Origin of the sequence: Nocardioides nitrophenolicus, from assembly GCF_016907515.1 — a bacterium.
Lineage (GTDB): Bacteria > Actinomycetota > Actinomycetes > Propionibacteriales > Nocardioidaceae > Nocardioides > Nocardioides nitrophenolicus.
In genome coordinates, this window is the sequence record NZ_JAFBBY010000001.1 from 3,639,222 (window position 1) to 3,654,509 (window position 15,288).

Annotated in this window: 9 protein-coding genes; 7 read left to right on the top strand and 2 right to left on the bottom strand. The window is 70.6% G+C overall.

Annotated elements, in window-relative coordinates:
* The first annotated feature begins 105 nt into the window (after positions 1-105).
* The 4 genes from JOD66_RS17750 (at position 106) to JOD66_RS17765 (ending at position 9,294) form a co-directional block, all read left to right on the top strand.
* Positions 106-1,293, top strand: coding sequence for a Gfo/Idh/MocA family protein (locus tag JOD66_RS17750; RefSeq protein ID WP_204838160.1), 1,188 nt, complete (start codon positions 106-108; stop codon positions 1,291-1,293).
* Positions 1,286-2,446, top strand: a complete 1,161-nt coding sequence (xylA, locus tag JOD66_RS17755) for a xylose isomerase (protein WP_204838161.1) — start codon at positions 1,286-1,288, stop codon at positions 2,444-2,446. Before JOD66_RS17750 ends, xylA begins: the two co-directional genes overlap by 8 nt.
* 104 nt (positions 2,447-2,550) lie before the next feature.
* A complete protein-coding gene (locus JOD66_RS17760; RefSeq protein WP_204838162.1) occupies positions 2,551-8,007 on the top strand; it encodes a ThuA domain-containing protein in 5,457 nt (1,818 codons plus the stop codon).
* Between the two features lie 279 nt (positions 8,008-8,286).
* Positions 8,287-9,294, top strand: a complete 1,008-nt coding sequence (locus tag JOD66_RS17765; RefSeq protein WP_204838163.1) for a sugar phosphate isomerase/epimerase family protein — start codon at positions 8,287-8,289, stop codon at positions 9,292-9,294.
* Positions 9,295-9,374: 80 nt separating this feature from the next.
* On the opposite strand, the gene JOD66_RS17770 is transcribed toward JOD66_RS17765, so the two are convergent.
* Complete coding sequence (locus tag JOD66_RS17770; RefSeq protein WP_204838164.1) at positions 9,375-10,247, bottom strand: MurR/RpiR family transcriptional regulator; 873 nt, start codon at positions 10,245-10,247, stop codon at positions 9,375-9,377.
* A 231-nt stretch (positions 10,248-10,478) separates the two neighbouring features.
* Between JOD66_RS17770 and JOD66_RS17775 the strand changes: the two genes are divergently transcribed.
* Entirely contained in the window at positions 10,479-11,336 is an 858-nt protein-coding gene (locus JOD66_RS17775) for a MurR/RpiR family transcriptional regulator (protein WP_204838165.1), read from the top strand.
* On the opposite strand, the gene curA is transcribed toward JOD66_RS17775, so the two are convergent.
* A complete protein-coding gene (curA, locus tag JOD66_RS17780; RefSeq protein WP_204838166.1) occupies positions 11,333-12,361 on the bottom strand; it encodes an NADPH-dependent curcumin/dihydrocurcumin reductase in 1,029 nt (342 codons plus the stop codon). The two genes, JOD66_RS17775 and curA, sit on opposite strands and share 4 nt — an antisense overlap.
* 200 nt (positions 12,362-12,561) lie before the next feature.
* Here curA and hutH point away from each other — a divergent pair, with 200 nt between their 5' ends.
* Entirely contained in the window at positions 12,562-14,091 is a 1,530-nt protein-coding gene (gene hutH, locus JOD66_RS17785) for a histidine ammonia-lyase (RefSeq protein ID WP_204838167.1), read from the top strand.
* Positions 14,092-14,323: 232 nt separating this feature from the next.
* Entirely contained in the window at positions 14,324-15,259 is a 936-nt protein-coding gene (locus tag JOD66_RS17790; RefSeq protein ID WP_204838168.1) for an ABC transporter substrate-binding protein, read from the top strand.
* The last annotated feature ends 29 nt before the right edge of the window (positions 15,260-15,288 follow it).

A 15,288-nucleotide genomic window follows, 5' to 3' on the forward strand; every position in this document is an offset into this window, starting at 1 on the left:
CCGGCTCCCCCGCGGGCAGCGTCACCACCTCCCTCCTCCGGCCCACCGGGCCGGAGGAGGGCGAGCGGAGTGCGCCCTCGCGCCGAACAGAAAGCCCGATGACACATGACCCAGACGATCGACGGCGACCGCACGCTCGCGGTCGCGATGATCGGCCACAGCTTCATGGGGGCCGCCCACAGCCAGGCCTGGCGCACCGCGCCGCGCTTCTTCGACCTGCCCCTCACCCCGTCGATGCACGTCCTGTGCGGGCGCGACCCGGGCCGGGCCCAGGAGGCGGCCGACCGCCTCGGCTGGGCGCAGGTCGAGAGCGACTGGCGCCGCGTGGTCGAGCGCCCGGACGTCGACCTCGTCGACATCTGCACCCCGGGTGACAGCCACGCGGAGATCGCCGTCGCGGCGCTCGCCGCCGGCAAGCACGTGCTGTGCGAGAAGCCGCTCGCCAACTCGGTCGCCGAGGCCGAGGAGATGGCGGCGGCGGCCCGGGCGGCCGCCGAACGTGGCGTCCAGGCCATGGTGGGCTTCACCTACCGCCGCGTGCCGGCCATCGCGCTGGCGCGCCGGCTGGTGGCCGACGGGCGGATCGGCGAGGTGCGCCACGTCCGTGCCCAGTACCTGCAGGACTGGATCGCCGACCCCGAGGCGCCGCTGTCCTGGCGCCTGCAGAAGGAGCGCGCCGGGTCCGGTGCGCTGGGCGACATCGGCGCCCACATCATCGACCTCGCCCAGTACCTCACCGGCGACACCATCACCGAGGTGTCGGCACTGATGGAGACCTTCGTCAAGGAGCGCCCGCTCGCCACGGAGCACGCCGGGCTGTCCGGTACGGCGAGCACGGAGCGTGGTCCGGTCACCGTCGACGACGCGGCCCTGTTCCTGGCCCGGTTCGGCTCGGGAGCCGTCGGCTCGTTCGAGGCCACCCGCTTCGCCACCGGGCGCAAGAACGCGATCCGGATCGAGCTCAACGGCTCGCGCGGCTCGCTCGCCTTCGACTTCGAGGACATGAACGTCCTCGAGCTCCACGACGCGACCGAGTCCGACGACACCGCGGGCTTCCGCCGGATCCTCGTGACCGAGCCCGGTCATCCCTACGTCGCCGCCTGGTGGCCGGCCGGGCACGGTCTCGGCTACGAGCACGCCTTCACCCACCAGGTGGTCGACCTCGTCCGCGGCATCGCGGACGGCGTCCCACCCCATCCCACCTTCGACGACGGTCTGCGGGTCCAGCGCGTGCTGGCCGCGGTCGAGACCAGCGCCGACACCCGAACCTGGCAGGAGATTCCCCGTGACTGACTACCTCCCCCGACCCGACGACAAGTTCTCGTTCGGGCTCTGGACCGTCGGCTGGGAAGGAGTCGACGTCTTCGGTCCCGCGAGCCGCAAGCCGCTCGACCCGGTCGAGTCGACGTACAAGCTCGCCGAGCTCGGCGCGGCCGCGGTCACCTTCCACGACGACGACCTGGTGCCCGACGACGCGACCCGGGACAAGACCCTCGAGCGCTTCGGCAAGGCGCTCGCCGACACCGGCCTGCGCGTGGAGATGGTGACCACCAACCTGTTCAGCCCCCCTGTCTTCAAGGAGGGCGGCCTGACGGCCAACAACCGCGAGGTCCGCCGCTACGCCCTGGCGAAGGTGCTCCGCAATGTCGACCTGGCGGCGAGCCTCGGCGCGGAGACCTTCGTGCTGTGGGGCGGCCGCGAGGGCGCCGAGCACGGCGCGAGCAAGGACGTGCGCGCGGCCCTGGACCGCATGGTCGAGGCGCTCGACATCCTGTGCCAGTACGCCCTCGACAACGGCTACCCGATGCGCTTCGCGCTGGAGCCGAAGCCCAACGAGCCCCGCGGCGACATCCTCCTCCCGACCATCGGGCACGCGCTGGCGCTGATCTCCGAGCTGGAGCACCCCGAGATGGTCGGGCTCAACCCGGAGGTCGGCCACGAGGAGATGGCCGGGCTCAACTTCGCCCAGGGCATCGCGCAGGCGCTGTGGCACGACAAGCTCTTCCACGTCGACCTCAACGGCCAGCACGGCCCGCGCTTCGACCAGGACCTGCGCTTCGGCGCCGGCAACCTGCGCGGGGCCTTCTGGACCGTCGACACGCTGCTGGGCAGCGGCACCAGCAACAGCTATGACGGCTACGTCCACTTCGACTACAAGCCGCCGCGGGCCGAGGCCGAGGACGGCGTGTGGGAGTCGGCGCGGACCTGCATGCGCAACTACCTGATCCTGCGGGAGAAGGTCCAGGCCTTCCGCGCGGACCCGGAGGTCGCCGCCGCGATGGACGCCGCCGGCGTGGGCGAGCTCGCGCAGCCCACGCTCGGGTCGGGGGAGTCGCTGTCCGACCTGCGCGCGGCCGACTACGACCTCGTCGCGCTGGCCGAGCGGAGCGTCGCGATGGAGGCGCTCGACCAGCTCGCCATGGAGCACCTGCTCGGCGTTCGCTGAGCAGTCTCTGGGGGACCTGCAGCACCAGCTAGGAACAAGGGCCGAACGCCCGGGGACCCGCCCCGGACCCAGTGGAGCGCACCGCCAACACGAAGGAGTACGTGATGCACACCGTCATCACGCGGCTACGGGGCCGGGTGCGCTTTGCGCTCCTGGCGCTGCTGGCCACGCTCGTCGCGCTGCCCGTCAGCGCGATGACGTTCGTCGCCCCGGCCCGGGCGCACGACGACCATGGAGACACCGATCCGTTCAAGGCCCTGCTCTTCAGCAAGACCGCGGCGTTCCGGCACGGCAACATCGGCACGGGCATCACCGCCATCCAGCAGCTGGGCGTCGACCACGGCTTCACCGTCGACGCCACCGAGGACGCGGGCGCGTTCACCGACGCCAACCTGGCGCAGTACGACGTCGTGATCTGGCTGTCGACCACCGGTGACGTCCTCAACGAGGCCCAGCAGGGCGCCTTCGAGCGCTACATCCAGGGCGGGGGCGGCTACGCGGGCATCCACGCGGCCTCCGACACCGAGTACGACTGGCCCTGGTACGGCCAGCTGGTCGGCTCCTACTTCCAGGGACACCCGCCGGGCACGCCCAACGCGACCGTCAAGGTCGAGGATCCCGCGCACCCCTCGACCGAGGGCATGGCGCCGACCTGGAACCGCACCGACGAGTGGTACAACTACCGCACGAACCCGCGCGGCGCCGTGCACGTGCTCGCTTCGCTCGACGAGACCACCTACTCCGGCGGCAACATGGGCGTCGAGCACCCGATCAGCTGGTGCCAGGACTACGACGGTGGCCGCTCCTGGTACACCGGCATGGGCCACACCGACCAGTCCTTCGCCGACCCGCAGTTCCTCGACCACATCCTCGGCGGCATCCGCACCGCGGCCGGCGTCCTGGACGCCGACTGCAAGGCGACCCTCCAGTCGAGCTTCCAGAAGGTCACCCTCGACGACAACACGTCCAACCCGATGGAGCTGGCGATCGCGCCCGACGGTCGCGTCGCCTACATCGACCGCAACGGCGACGTGAAGCTGATCCTCGCCAACGGCAACGTGGTGACGGCCGGGCACGTCAACGTCTACACCGGCCAGGAGTTCGGCCTGCTCGGCATCGCGCTCGACCCGGACTTCGAGACCAACCACTGGGTCTACCTCTACTACTCGCCGCAGGGCGCGACACCGCGCGACCGCGTCGGGCGGTTCACCCTCGACGGCAACGTGCTCGACACCGCCAACGAGACGGTGATCATCGACATCCCGACGCAGCGCGACCAGTGCTGCCACGCGGGTGGCGCGATCGAGTTCGACCACGACGGCAACCTCTACATCGCGACCGGTGACAACACCAACCCGTTCGACTCGAGCGGCTACAACCCGATCGACGAGCGCGCCGGTCGTTCGGCCTGGGACGCGCAGCGCACCGCGGGCAACACCAACAGCCTCTCGGGCAAGGTGCTGCGGATCAAGCCGAAGAACGCCGGCGGGTACGACGTCCCGACGGGCAACCTGTTCCCGGCCGGGACCGCGCAGACGCGGCCCGAGATCTACGCGATGGGCTTCCGCAACCCGTTCCGGATCGGTCTGGACGAGCAGACCAACAAGCTGCTCGTCGCCGACTACGGCCCTGACGCCGGTTCGGTGAGCGCGACCCGCGGCCCGAACGGCCGGGTCGAGTGGAATGTGCTGGCCGAGCCGGGCAACTACGGCTGGCCGTACTGCGTCGGCAACAACACGCCGTACAACGACTACGACTTCGCGACCAGCACCTCGGGCGCGGCGTTCGACTGCGCGGCGCTGGTCAACAACTCGCCGAACAACACCGGACTCACCAACCTGCCGCCGGCCAAGCCGGCCACCATGTGGCAGAGCAACAACGCCAGCCTCACCGGCGTTCCGGAGATCGGCGCCAGCGGTGCCCCGATGACCTCGGGCACCTACGACTACGACCCCGACCTGGTGTCGGACCGCAAGTGGCCGGGCTACTTCGACGGCAAGGCGATCTGGGCGGACTGGAACAACAGCCGGCTGTTCACCGTGCAGCTCAACCAGGCGCACACGGCGTACACCGACGTCAGCCGGTTCCTCCCCGACCTGCCGATGACCCGGCCGCACGCGCTGCAGTTCGGGCCGGACGGCGCGCTCTACATGATCGAGTGGGGCAGCGGGTTCAACGGCAACAACACCGACTCCGGCATCTACCGGATCGACTACGTCGAGGGCAACCAGGCGCCGATCGCCAAGGCCGTCGCGGACAAGACGTCCGGGCCCGCGCCGCTCACCGTGCAGTTCGACGGCTCCGAGTCGTCCGACCCCGAGGGCTCGCCGATCACCTACGAGTGGGACTTCGACGGCGACGGCACGACCGACAGCACGCAGGCGACGGGAAGCCACGTCTACACCGAGGTCGGCGACTACACCGCCCGGCTGACGGTGACCGACCCGGAGGGCCGCACCGCCGTGTCCAACCTCGACATCGTGGTCGGCAACACCGCGCCGCAGGTCGAGCTGCAGCTGCCCCGCGACGGCGGCTTCTTCGAGTTCGGCGACACGATGCGCTACAAGGTCGTCGTCACCGACCCGGAGGACGGCGAGATCGACTGCGACGACGTGGTCGTCCAGCCCGCCCTGGGCCACGACGAGCACAACCACGGCTACGAGCAGTACCACGGCTGTGAGGGCGTGATCCCGCTCCCCGGTGACGAGGGCCATGTCGGCGCCAACATCTTCGGCACGATCACGGCCAGCTACACCGACAAGGGCGCTCCGGGCGCGTCGAGCCTCGAGGGACGCGACACCATCGTCGTCCACACCAAGCGCAAGGAGGCGGAGTTCTTCGACACCACCGGGCGCGTCGGCTCGGGCACGACCGGCGACCCCGGCGTGACGACCGAGGAGACCGGTGACAGTGCCGGTGGCGGCCAGAACGTCAGCTACGTCGACCCGGGTGACTGGATCGCGTGGGACGTGATGAACCTGACCAACATCACCGAGATCTCCATGCGGGTGGCCTCGCCCAACGCGGGGGCGGTCTGGCAGGTGCGCCAGGGCGCACCCGACGGTCCGACGGTCGCGACCATCCAGGTGCCCAACACCGGCGACTGGCAGAGCTACCAGGACGTCTCGGCCCCGGTGACCGGTGCCACGGCGGACAGCGGCCGGCTCTACTTCGTGCAGACCGCGGGTGGGTCGAACCTCAACTGGATCGACTTCGTCGGCGACGGCATCACCGAGAACCGCCGCCCCGTCGTGACCGCCTCGGCGGACATCGTCACGGGCACGGTGCCGCTCAAGGTCCGCTTCACGGCCTCGGCCACGGACCCCGACGGTGACACCCCGATCGACTACGACTGGGTGTTCGGCGACGGCGGCACCTCGGTGCAGCAGAACCCGACCCACACCTTCACCGAGCCCGGCACCTACCAGGTCAAGGTGAACGCGACCGACAGCCGGGGCGCCCGCGGCACCAAGACGATCCAGGTCGTGGTCTCGGACGTGCCGGACTGCCTCAACGGCAGGTCCGACGGGTTCGAGGGGACCTCGCTGGACACCACGCGGTGGGACTCCAACGTGCGGTGGGACGGCGCGGCCACGGTCTCCGACGGACAGCTGCACATCCCGCTGACCGCGAGCGACCTCTACGGGACGGGGACCAACAACCTGCCGAACATCGTGCTCCAGCACCTCCCCGGAGGGGCGTTCACGGTCACGACCAAGGTCTCGCTGGCCGCGGTCCGGGCCTACCAGCAGGCCGGCCTGGTCGTGTACGGCGACGACGACAACTACCTCAAGCTCGTCTACTCGGGACGCAGCTCGACCGACAACAAGGCGAACAACGTGATCCAGTTCGCCAAGGAGGTCGGTGGCACCGCCACGGAGACCAACTCGGCGAACCTCGGCGCGGCGTTCCCCGACACGGTGTGGCTGCGGCTGTCGAGCCCGGACGGCCTGGCCGTCTCGGCGTCGTACAGCTCCGACGGCACGACCTTCACCTCGGCCGGGGCCGCTCGGGACCTGACCTCGATCAACGAGCCGAGGGTGGGCCTGCTCGCGCTCGCGAACCAGGCGGCGGGGGCGAACATCACCGCTCACTTCGACTCCTTCCACATCACTCCCGACGACACGGCGATCCCGTGCTACGAGGAGGGCGACACCACCGCACCCGTGGTCAAGACCACGGTGACCGGTGACTACGCCGGCGAGGTCACCAGCCTGATCGACACCCCGATCGGCGGCGAGGCGACGCTCACCTCGGCCATCGACGAGGACGGCACCGGCACCGCCACCGCGAAGCTGGACCTCACCGGCCTCCAGCCGGGTGCGGGCTACGAGTCGCACCTGCACGTCGGCACCTGCGACACGCTCGGCCTGCACTACCTGAACGACCCCGCCGGGCCGGGCAACCCGCCGAACGAGCTGTGGCCCACCAACCCCGGGTGGAGCTCGGGTCCGCGGATCGTCGCGGACGCGGCCGGCACCTCGCACGCCGAGGCGACGGTGCCCTGGGCGCCGCGCACCAACGGCCGGGCGATCGTGGTCCACAAGGAAGGCGCGATGGTGGCCTGTGCGACCCTCGACCTCACCGGACCGGGCACGGTCGTGCTGGACGCCACGGACGACACCGCTCTCGAGCAGGTGAAGTACCGGGTCGGCAGTGGCGCGTGGACCGAGTACGACGGTCCGGTCGTCATCGACGAGCCGGGCAGCCACACGGTCCGCTACCTCGCCACCGACGAGGCCGGCAACGAGACCTCGGGATCGTTCAAGGTCGTCGTACCGGAGCCTGACGTGGACCCGGAGGCGCCGAAGGTCGAGCTGACCACGTCACCCGCCCCGGGTGCCGGCGGCTGGTGGACCGGACCCGTGACCGTCACCGCGGTCGCCTCGGGTGGGACCGGTGAGCTGGCCCTCGAGTACCGCCGCGGCGACGCCGGCCCCTGGTCGGCGTACGCCGCCCCGGTCGTGCTGTCCGCGGACGGCACCCACGAGGTGCAGGTGCGGGCGACCGATGCCGAGGGCGTGGTGTCCGAGACCCGGTCGACCACGGTGCGGATCGACGCGACCGCGCCGACGGTGAGCGTGCAGGGCCTGCGTGAGGGCAAGAAGCTCTCGCCGGCCGCCCGCAAGCGGATCCGGGTCACCGCGTCGGACGCGACGTCCGGCGTGGCCGGTCAGCAGCTCGCTCTCGACGGCCGGGCGCTGACCTCGCCCGTGGTCGACGCGGTGCTGCTCAAGCCGGGGCAGCACCAGCTGACCGTCACCGTCACCGACCGGGCGGGCAACGCCACCGTGCAGACCATCTCGTTCGAGGTCCGGGTCTCCTACAAGGGCGGGAAGAAGCTCCTCGACCGCCTCAAGCGGGAGAAGCGGGCGAGCGCGGCGGTCGTGCGGCAGCTGGGCAAGCACCTCGCCGCCGCCGAGCGGGCGGACCGCGCGGGCAACACCCAGGCGGCCAAGAAGGCGCTGGCCAGGTTCCGGTCGCAGGCCGGCAAGGCCGGTGACAAGGACGCCAAGGCGGCCCTGAAGCGGCTGGCCCGCGAGCTGAAGCGCCAGCTCTAGGCCGGCGGCGAGATCACGCCGACAAGCACCACCGAGAGAGAGGAATGACGTCCGCCGATGGGGATCCGTCCATCCGTCACCGCACCGCGCTGGCGGCGCCCGTTGCCCGGCAGGTTCGGCTCTGCTGGGCTACGGGAGGACGGGTCCCCTGATCGGGCGGGGGGCGCGGCCAGGCCGCGCTCCCGCGGCCGGCGCTGGGACAGCGCTCCGTCCCGGCGCCGGTCCGCACCCATCCACCCACCCTGCTCGTACGAGCGCCCGTAACAGGAGGAACCCCCGATGCCCCGACCGATCACGCTGTTCACCGGCCAATGGGCCGACCTGCCCTTCGAGGAGGTGGCGCGCCTCGCGTCGGAGTGGGGCTACGACGGTCTGGAGATCGCCTGCTGGGGCGACCACCTCGACCCCTGGCGGGCCGCCGAGGACGACGCCTACGTGCAGGCCAAGCTCGACCTGCTGGAGAAGTACAGCCTCAAGGTCTACGCGATCTCCAACCACCTCAAGGGCCAGGCCGTCTGTGACGACCCGATCGACGAGCGGCACCGCGCCATCCTGCCCTCCCAGGTCTGGGGCGACGGCGACCCCGAGGGCGTGCGGCAGCGCGCGGCCGAGGAGATGAAGCTGACCGCGCGCACCGCGCAGCGCCTCGGCGTCGACGTCGTCGTCGGCTTCACCGGGTCGTCGATCTGGAAGTACGTCGCGATGTTCCCGCCCGCCTCGGAGGAGATGGTGGCCGCCGGCTACCAGGACTTCGCCGACCGGTGGAACCCGATCCTCGACGTCTTCGACGAGTGCGGCGTGCGCTTCGCCCACGAGGTGCACCCCTCCGAGATCGCCTACGACTACTGGACCACCGTCCGCGCGCTGGAGGCCATCGGTCACCGCGAGGCGTTCGGCCTGAACTGGGACCCCAGCCACTTCGTGTGGCAGGACCTCGACCCGGTCGGCTTCCTGTGGGACTTCAAGGACCGGATCTACCACGTGGACTGCAAGGACGCGAAGCGGCAGACCGGCAACGGCCGCAACGGCCGCCTCGGCTCCCACCTCCCGTGGGCCGACCCGCGCCGGGGCTGGGACTTCGTCTCCACCGGCCACGGCGACGTACCGTGGGAGCAGTCCTTCCGGATGCTCAACACGATCGGCTACGACGGCCCGATCTCCGTCGAGTGGGAGGACGCCGGCATGGACCGCCTGGTCGGCGCGCCCGAGGCGCTCGAGTTCGTCCGCCGGCTCGCGTTCGACGCCCCCGCCGCCGCGTTCGACGCGGCGTTCAGCACCAACGACTGAGGGTCCGGTCGGGGTCGCGCATCTGACGAATGGGCTCCGAATTCGGCGAATTCACAGCCCGTTCGTCAGATGCGCGGCGCTCAGGACGAGACGATGCGCCGGCTGCTGGGCGTGCGGCCGGTCTGGTTGACATAGACCCGGCGTCCCTTGATCGATGCCTCCAGGTCCTCCAGCCGGCGCTGCACGAGCGCGGGCGCCTCGTCGCACATCGCCTGGACGAGCATCGAGGCGGTGAGCAGGGTCGCCGCGTGGGTGTCGAAGATCAGCCGCGAGGAGGGAGCCGCCCGCAGCAGCACCTCCGCCCACTGGCTGCCCGGAGCCGCCTCGGAGTCGGTGATCAGGATGAGGGTGAAGCCCAGCTGCTGGGCGTACTCCAGGGTCTGCGCGGTGTCGACCGGGTAGCGCGACAGCACGAAGGCGACCATCACCTCGGCGCCGACCGCGCGCGATGCGAGCAGGGTGTCGGTCATCTCCGATCCCGCCGAGGTGACCAGGCGTACGTCGGGGTGCACCTTGGCGGCGTAGTGGGCGAAGTAGCCGGCGAGGTGCGCCGCCGCGCGGTGTCCGACCACGGTGAGGACCGGCGAGCCCATGATCCGCGCGCCGGCGCTCCTGATCGGCGCGCGCTCAACCAGCCGCGCACCGAGGGCCTGAAGGCTCTCGACCTCGCTGTTGACGGCCCGCTGGTACTCGTTCGGCTCCTCGAGCTCCGAGCCGGCCGGCGATCGGCGCAGCAGCTCGATGAGCGCGGACCGGAACTCCTTGTAGCCGCTGTAGCCGACCGCGGCGGCGAGTCGGGTCACCGACGGCTGGCTGACGTTGGCCAGCTCGGCGACCTCGGTCGCGGACATCGACGGCACGTCATTGGAGTGCTCGACGAGAGTCTGGGCGATGCGGCGTTGCGCCGGCGTCAGCCGGAACCCGGCGAAGAACTCCACGAACTCTCTCGACATGGCGTCAGTCTTCACCCTCGGTCGACCGGCTCTCCGCCCGACGCGCCAGAAGCACACCCGCCCCGGGTGAAGAGTGGAGAGGGTTTCGCGGAATCATCACGGCTCGATACATTTCCATTCTGTGTCTAGTAGCATGAAGGAAACCATTCAAGCCGGCGAGGGGGACGACTCCGCCGCCTGGCATCCTCCGGTCCCCGACCTCGTGGGCCGTTGAAGCGTGGGGAGGCCGGCATGGCAACGGATGCTGCGACGGCCCCTGATGACGTCCATGAGCGGCTCGCGAGCGCTCGGCTCTCACCGGCGCAGCGACGGATCGCCCGCTACGTGATCGACCACCGGGATGCGGCCGCCTTCTCGACGAGCGAGAGCATCGCGCAGCAGGTGGGCGTGAGCCAGCCGTCGGTGTCGCGCTTCGCGGCGGCTCTCGGCTATGCGCGGTTCTCCGACTTCAAGCGCGCGCTGCAGACCTGGGCCCGCGCGGAGCTGTCGGCGCCCACGCCGTCCGACGACACGACCAGCCCGCTCGCGGGGGCGATCGCGGCCGAGATCTCCAACCTGCAGTGGCTGAGCCAGTCTCCGAGTCTCGGTGACCAGGTCTCCCGCGTTGGCCGGGCGCTGATGTCGTCGACCTCCCTGCCAGTGATCGGGTTGCGCATCTCGCGGTCCTTCGCCCAGCACTTCGCCTATCTCGGCGCGAAGGTCCATCCGGGCATCTCGGTCATCGACCACGGCGACAGCCAGGCGAAGGAGGCCCTGTCCAGGGCGGCCGCCGACGGCGCGACCTGGTGTCTGGCCTTCATCCTGCCCCGCTATCCCCGCGAGGCGTGCGAGCTCGTCCGGCACGCGCGCGGGGCCGGGCTGCGGGTGGCCGTCCTCAGTGACGAGTCCTTCGCGACCCTCGCCCACGAGACCGACGAGCTGATCGGGGTGCGACTCGGGAGCGGGCTGCTCTTCGACACGACCGCGGCGATGAACATCGCCTCGGCCGCCCTGCTGCACGCGATGGCCGACTCCCGTCCCGGGAGGTCGCAGGAGCGGCTGGAGCTCTTCGAGCGGTACGCCGCCGAGCTCGCCGTCTTCGAGGACTAGAGCGTGGGTTCCGGCCCCACGCGCACGACGAGCTTGCCGAAGTTCTCGCCGCGCAGCAGTCCGAGGAAGGCGCGAGGGGCGTTCTCGAGTCCGTCGACCACGTCCTCGAGGTAGGCGACCCGGCCCTCGGCCACCCACGACGTCATCTCCCGCTGGAAGGCCTCGTAGTGGCTCGCGAGGAGGTCGCGCTGGGTGAAGCCGCGCACCACCAGCCGCTTGACGTTGATGGCCGTCATCAGGGCGGGCAGCCGGTCGGGCCCGGGCGGCGCAGTCGTCGTGTTGTACTGCGAGATCAACCCGCAGACCGGCACTCGGGCGAAGTCGTTGAGATGGGGGAAGACCGCGTCCCAGACCGCACCGCCGACGTTCTCGAAGTACACGTCGATCCCGCCCGGGACCGCGTCGGCGAGCCGGTCGGCGAAGCGTGGGTCGCGGTGGTCCAGGGCGACGTCGAACCCGATCTCCGTCAGCCAGGCCACTTTCCGGGGGCCGCCCGCGATGCCGACGGTGCGGGCCCCGCGGATCCGGGCGATCTGTCCCACCGCGGAGCCGACGGCGCCGGACGCGGCGGCGACCACCAGGGTCTCGCCCGGCTGGACCCGGCCGATCTCGGCGAGTCCGGCGTACGCCGCGAAGCCGGGCATGCCGAGGACCCCGAGCGCGGTGGAGACCGGCGCTGAGCCGACGCTGACCTTCCGCACGGCGGTGCCGTCCATGACCGCGTGGGTCTGCCATCCGGCGTGGGCGACGACGAGGTCGCCGGGCGCGAGGTCGTCGCAGCGAGACTCGAGGACCTCGCTGACGGTGCCGCCCTCCATGACCGCGTCGACCTCGACGGGAGCGGCATAGGAGCGCGACGCGTTCATCCGGCCCCGCATGTAGGGGTCGAGGGAGAGGTAGATCGTGCGCAGCAGGACCTGGCCGTCGGCGAGGGCGGGCAGTTCGCGGTCCTCGAGCCGGAAGCTCTCCGGGCCGGGCTCGCCGACGGGTCGCGAGGCGAGGACGACGGCGCGGGTCTGGTTCACCGCGCCAACATAACGAGAGGTTGCCGCCTCTGTATAGCCCGCGATACGGTCGCGACAGAAATGAATGGATTTCTGCAGTCTGGCCGCGCCGCCCCCACTCGAACGGGGGACCGGGCCGGTGATCGAGGCGGTGTCGTCATCGCCGATGCGCCCATCGGACCTGCGTTTCGGCGACCCCAACCCCAGGAGGATTGAGCATCGTGACCCCCATCGTCATCACTGGAGAGCGCCTGAGCCTCGACGTGCTGAGGCCGCTGTTCCGCGGTCCCGTGAAGGTCGAGCTGGCGCCGTCGGCGCTGGAGAACCTCCGGCGGGCGCATCAGGTGATCGTCGACGCCATCGAGCGCGGAGACGTCGTCTACGGCGTCAACACCGGCTTCGGGAAGCTCGCCGACCGCCGGATCTCGCCGGCCGATCTCGAGGAGCTCCAGCGTCGCTCGGTGCTCTCGCACATGGTGGGCGTCGGCGATCCGCTGCCCGACGAGACGGTGCGCGCGATCATGGTCATCAAGCTCATCGGCCTCGCGCGCGGGCACTCGGGGATCAGGGTCGAGATCGCCGACCTCCTCGTCGCGATGATCAACGCGGACGTGCTCCCGGTCGTCCCGTCCCAGGGATCGGTGGGCGCGTCCGGGGACCTGGCGCCGCTCGCGCACCTGGCCGGTGCGCTGATGGGCGAGGGTCGGGTCCGCATCGCCGGTGAGACCTATGACGCGGTGGAGGGGCTGGCCACGGTGGGCCTGGCGCCGGTGGTGCTCGGTCCCAAGGAGGCCGTGGCGCTCCTCAACGGCGTCCAGGCCTCGACCGCGATCGCGCTGCGCGGGCTCTTCGGCGCCGAGGCCGTCTTCAACGCCGGCCTTGCGGCCGGGGCGCTCACCCTCGAGGCGACCGCCGGTCGCCAGGTGGTGCTCGACGACCGGATCCAGCAGATCCGCGGCCACGCCGGCCAGATCAGGGTCGCCGCCCTGCTGCGCCGGCTGGTCGCCGACAGCGAGGTCCTCGACGTGGAGTTCGAGGGCCGGCGGCTCCAGGATCCCTACTGCCTGCGCTGCCAGCCCCAGGTGATGGGCGCCGCGCTCGACCTGCTCGCGTTCGCCGCGCGCACCATCGAGCAGGAGGTCAACGCCGTCTCCGACAACCCGCTGATGTTCCCCGACGACGGCGTGGTGCTCTCGGGCGGCAACTTCCACGGTCAGCCCGTCGCGTACGCCGCCGACATCATCGCCATGGCGCTGTGCGAGGTCGGCTCGATCTCGGAGCGGCGTCAGGCGATGCTCATGGACGCCTCGATGAGCGGCCTGGCGCCCTTCCTGGTGGGCAATGCGGGACTGAACTCGGGCTTCATCATGGCCCAGGTCACCAGCGCCGCACTGGTCGCCGAGAACCGGGCCAAGGCGATGCCGAACAGCGTGGACAGCATCCCCACCTCGGCCGGCCAGGAGGACCACGTCAGCATGGCGACCCATGCCGCGGTCCGCCTGGGGCCAATGGTCCGCAATGCCGCCTATGTCGTCGCCATCGAGCTGATGTCGGCCGCGCAGGGGCTCGACCTCCGCAACGGTGGCAAGGCCGCTCCCGCCAGCCGGCCGACGTACGACCTGGTCCGCTCGCGGGCGGACTTCCTGGAGGACGACCGGATCATGGCCGGTGAGATGGAGGCCATCGCCGCCGACGTCCTCGACGGCGCCTTCGTCGACATCGTGGGCGGTGTCCTCGAGACGGCCGGCTAGCCGGAACCCACAGCGCGGCGGGCACGCTCCTGTGCCCGCCGCGCGGCGTTTTTCCGGCACCGCGAGCAGCCGTGGGGCGCCGGGCGCCGGCCCCGTCGTGTTACGGCCGTGGAACATCTCCGGCCGACTGCCGGAAACCCTTGCCCCCTCTGTATGGAAAGGGATACGTTTCTCGCCAGCGCTGAATGATTTCTTTCAATCTCAGTCTCGGATTGCCCTCTAGGAGCCTCAGATGCGCAGTACCCGTGCAGTCACCGCAACCGCCGCCATCCTGTCCGCGATCGCTCTCTCGATGAGCGCCTGCGGTGCTGACGAGAAGGACTCGGCGGACAGCGGCCAGGTCATCAGTGAGCTGAAGGACCTGCTGCCGCAGAAGGTCCGCGACTCCGGCGTCCTCACGATCGCCACCGACCCCCAGTACCCGCCGTGCGACTTCACCAACGAGTCCGGCGAGATCGACGGGTTCAACCACGACATCCTGATGGCGATGGCCCCGCGGCTCGGAGTCGAGATCAAGCAGACGGCGATCGCCTTCGACGGCCTGCTCCCCGGCGTGCAGAGCGGCCGCTTCGACGGGGCGATGGAGTGCATCACCGACAACCTCGAGCGCCAGGAGACGGTCACCTTCGTCGACTACGCCTACGCGACGAAGAGCGTCATCACCACCGCCGACAACAAGCACGACATCGCCGAGAACCCGCTGACGACCTGCGGTCTGAAGGCCGGCGTCCAGACCGGCACCGAGTTCGTGGAGGACGCCGACCTGTTCACCAAGAACTGCGTGGCCGCGGGCGAGGCGCCTCTGGAGATCACCAACTTCCCCACGGCCGGCGACCAGAACACCGCCCTCCAGTCGGGACGCATCGACTTCGCCTTCACCAACACCGCGACGGGTGTGTGGCAGGCCAAGAGCAGCGACGGTGACTTCGAGGTGATCCCGAGCCCGCTGCTGTCGCGCACCTACGTCGGCATCGTGGTCGACAAGGACGCCGACGACACCGCCCAGGCCCTCCTCGGAGCCCTCGAGGCGATCATCGAGGACGGCACCTACGACAAGATCATGGCGGAGTGGGACCTCCAGGACATCGCGCTCGACGAGCCCGGCATCAACCTGGCGACGCAGCGTCCCCTCGAGCTGCCCACGACCTGCGGCTCGTGCGACTCCTGATCGCGACCAGCGAGCCGGCCCCACCCGAG

Excerpts from the sequence above, each read along its gene's own strand:
- JOD66_RS17750 (WP_204838160.1), top strand. The coding sequence starts at position 106 with ATGACCCAGACGATCGACGGCGACCGCACGCTCGCGGTCGCGATGATC.
- JOD66_RS17760 (WP_204838162.1), top strand. The coding sequence starts at position 2,551 with ATGCACACCGTCATCACGCGGCTACGGGGCCGGGTGCGCTTTGCGCTC.
- JOD66_RS17765 (WP_204838163.1), top strand. The coding sequence starts at position 8,287 with ATGCCCCGACCGATCACGCTGTTCACCGGCCAATGGGCCGACCTGCCC.
- JOD66_RS17770 (WP_204838164.1), bottom strand. The coding sequence starts at position 10,247 with ATGTCGAGAGAGTTCGTGGAGTTCTTCGCCGGGTTCCGGCTGACGCCG.
- JOD66_RS17775 (WP_204838165.1), top strand. The coding sequence starts at position 10,479 with ATGGCAACGGATGCTGCGACGGCCCCTGATGACGTCCATGAGCGGCTC.
- JOD66_RS17790 (WP_204838168.1), top strand. The coding sequence starts at position 14,324 with ATGCGCAGTACCCGTGCAGTCACCGCAACCGCCGCCATCCTGTCCGCG.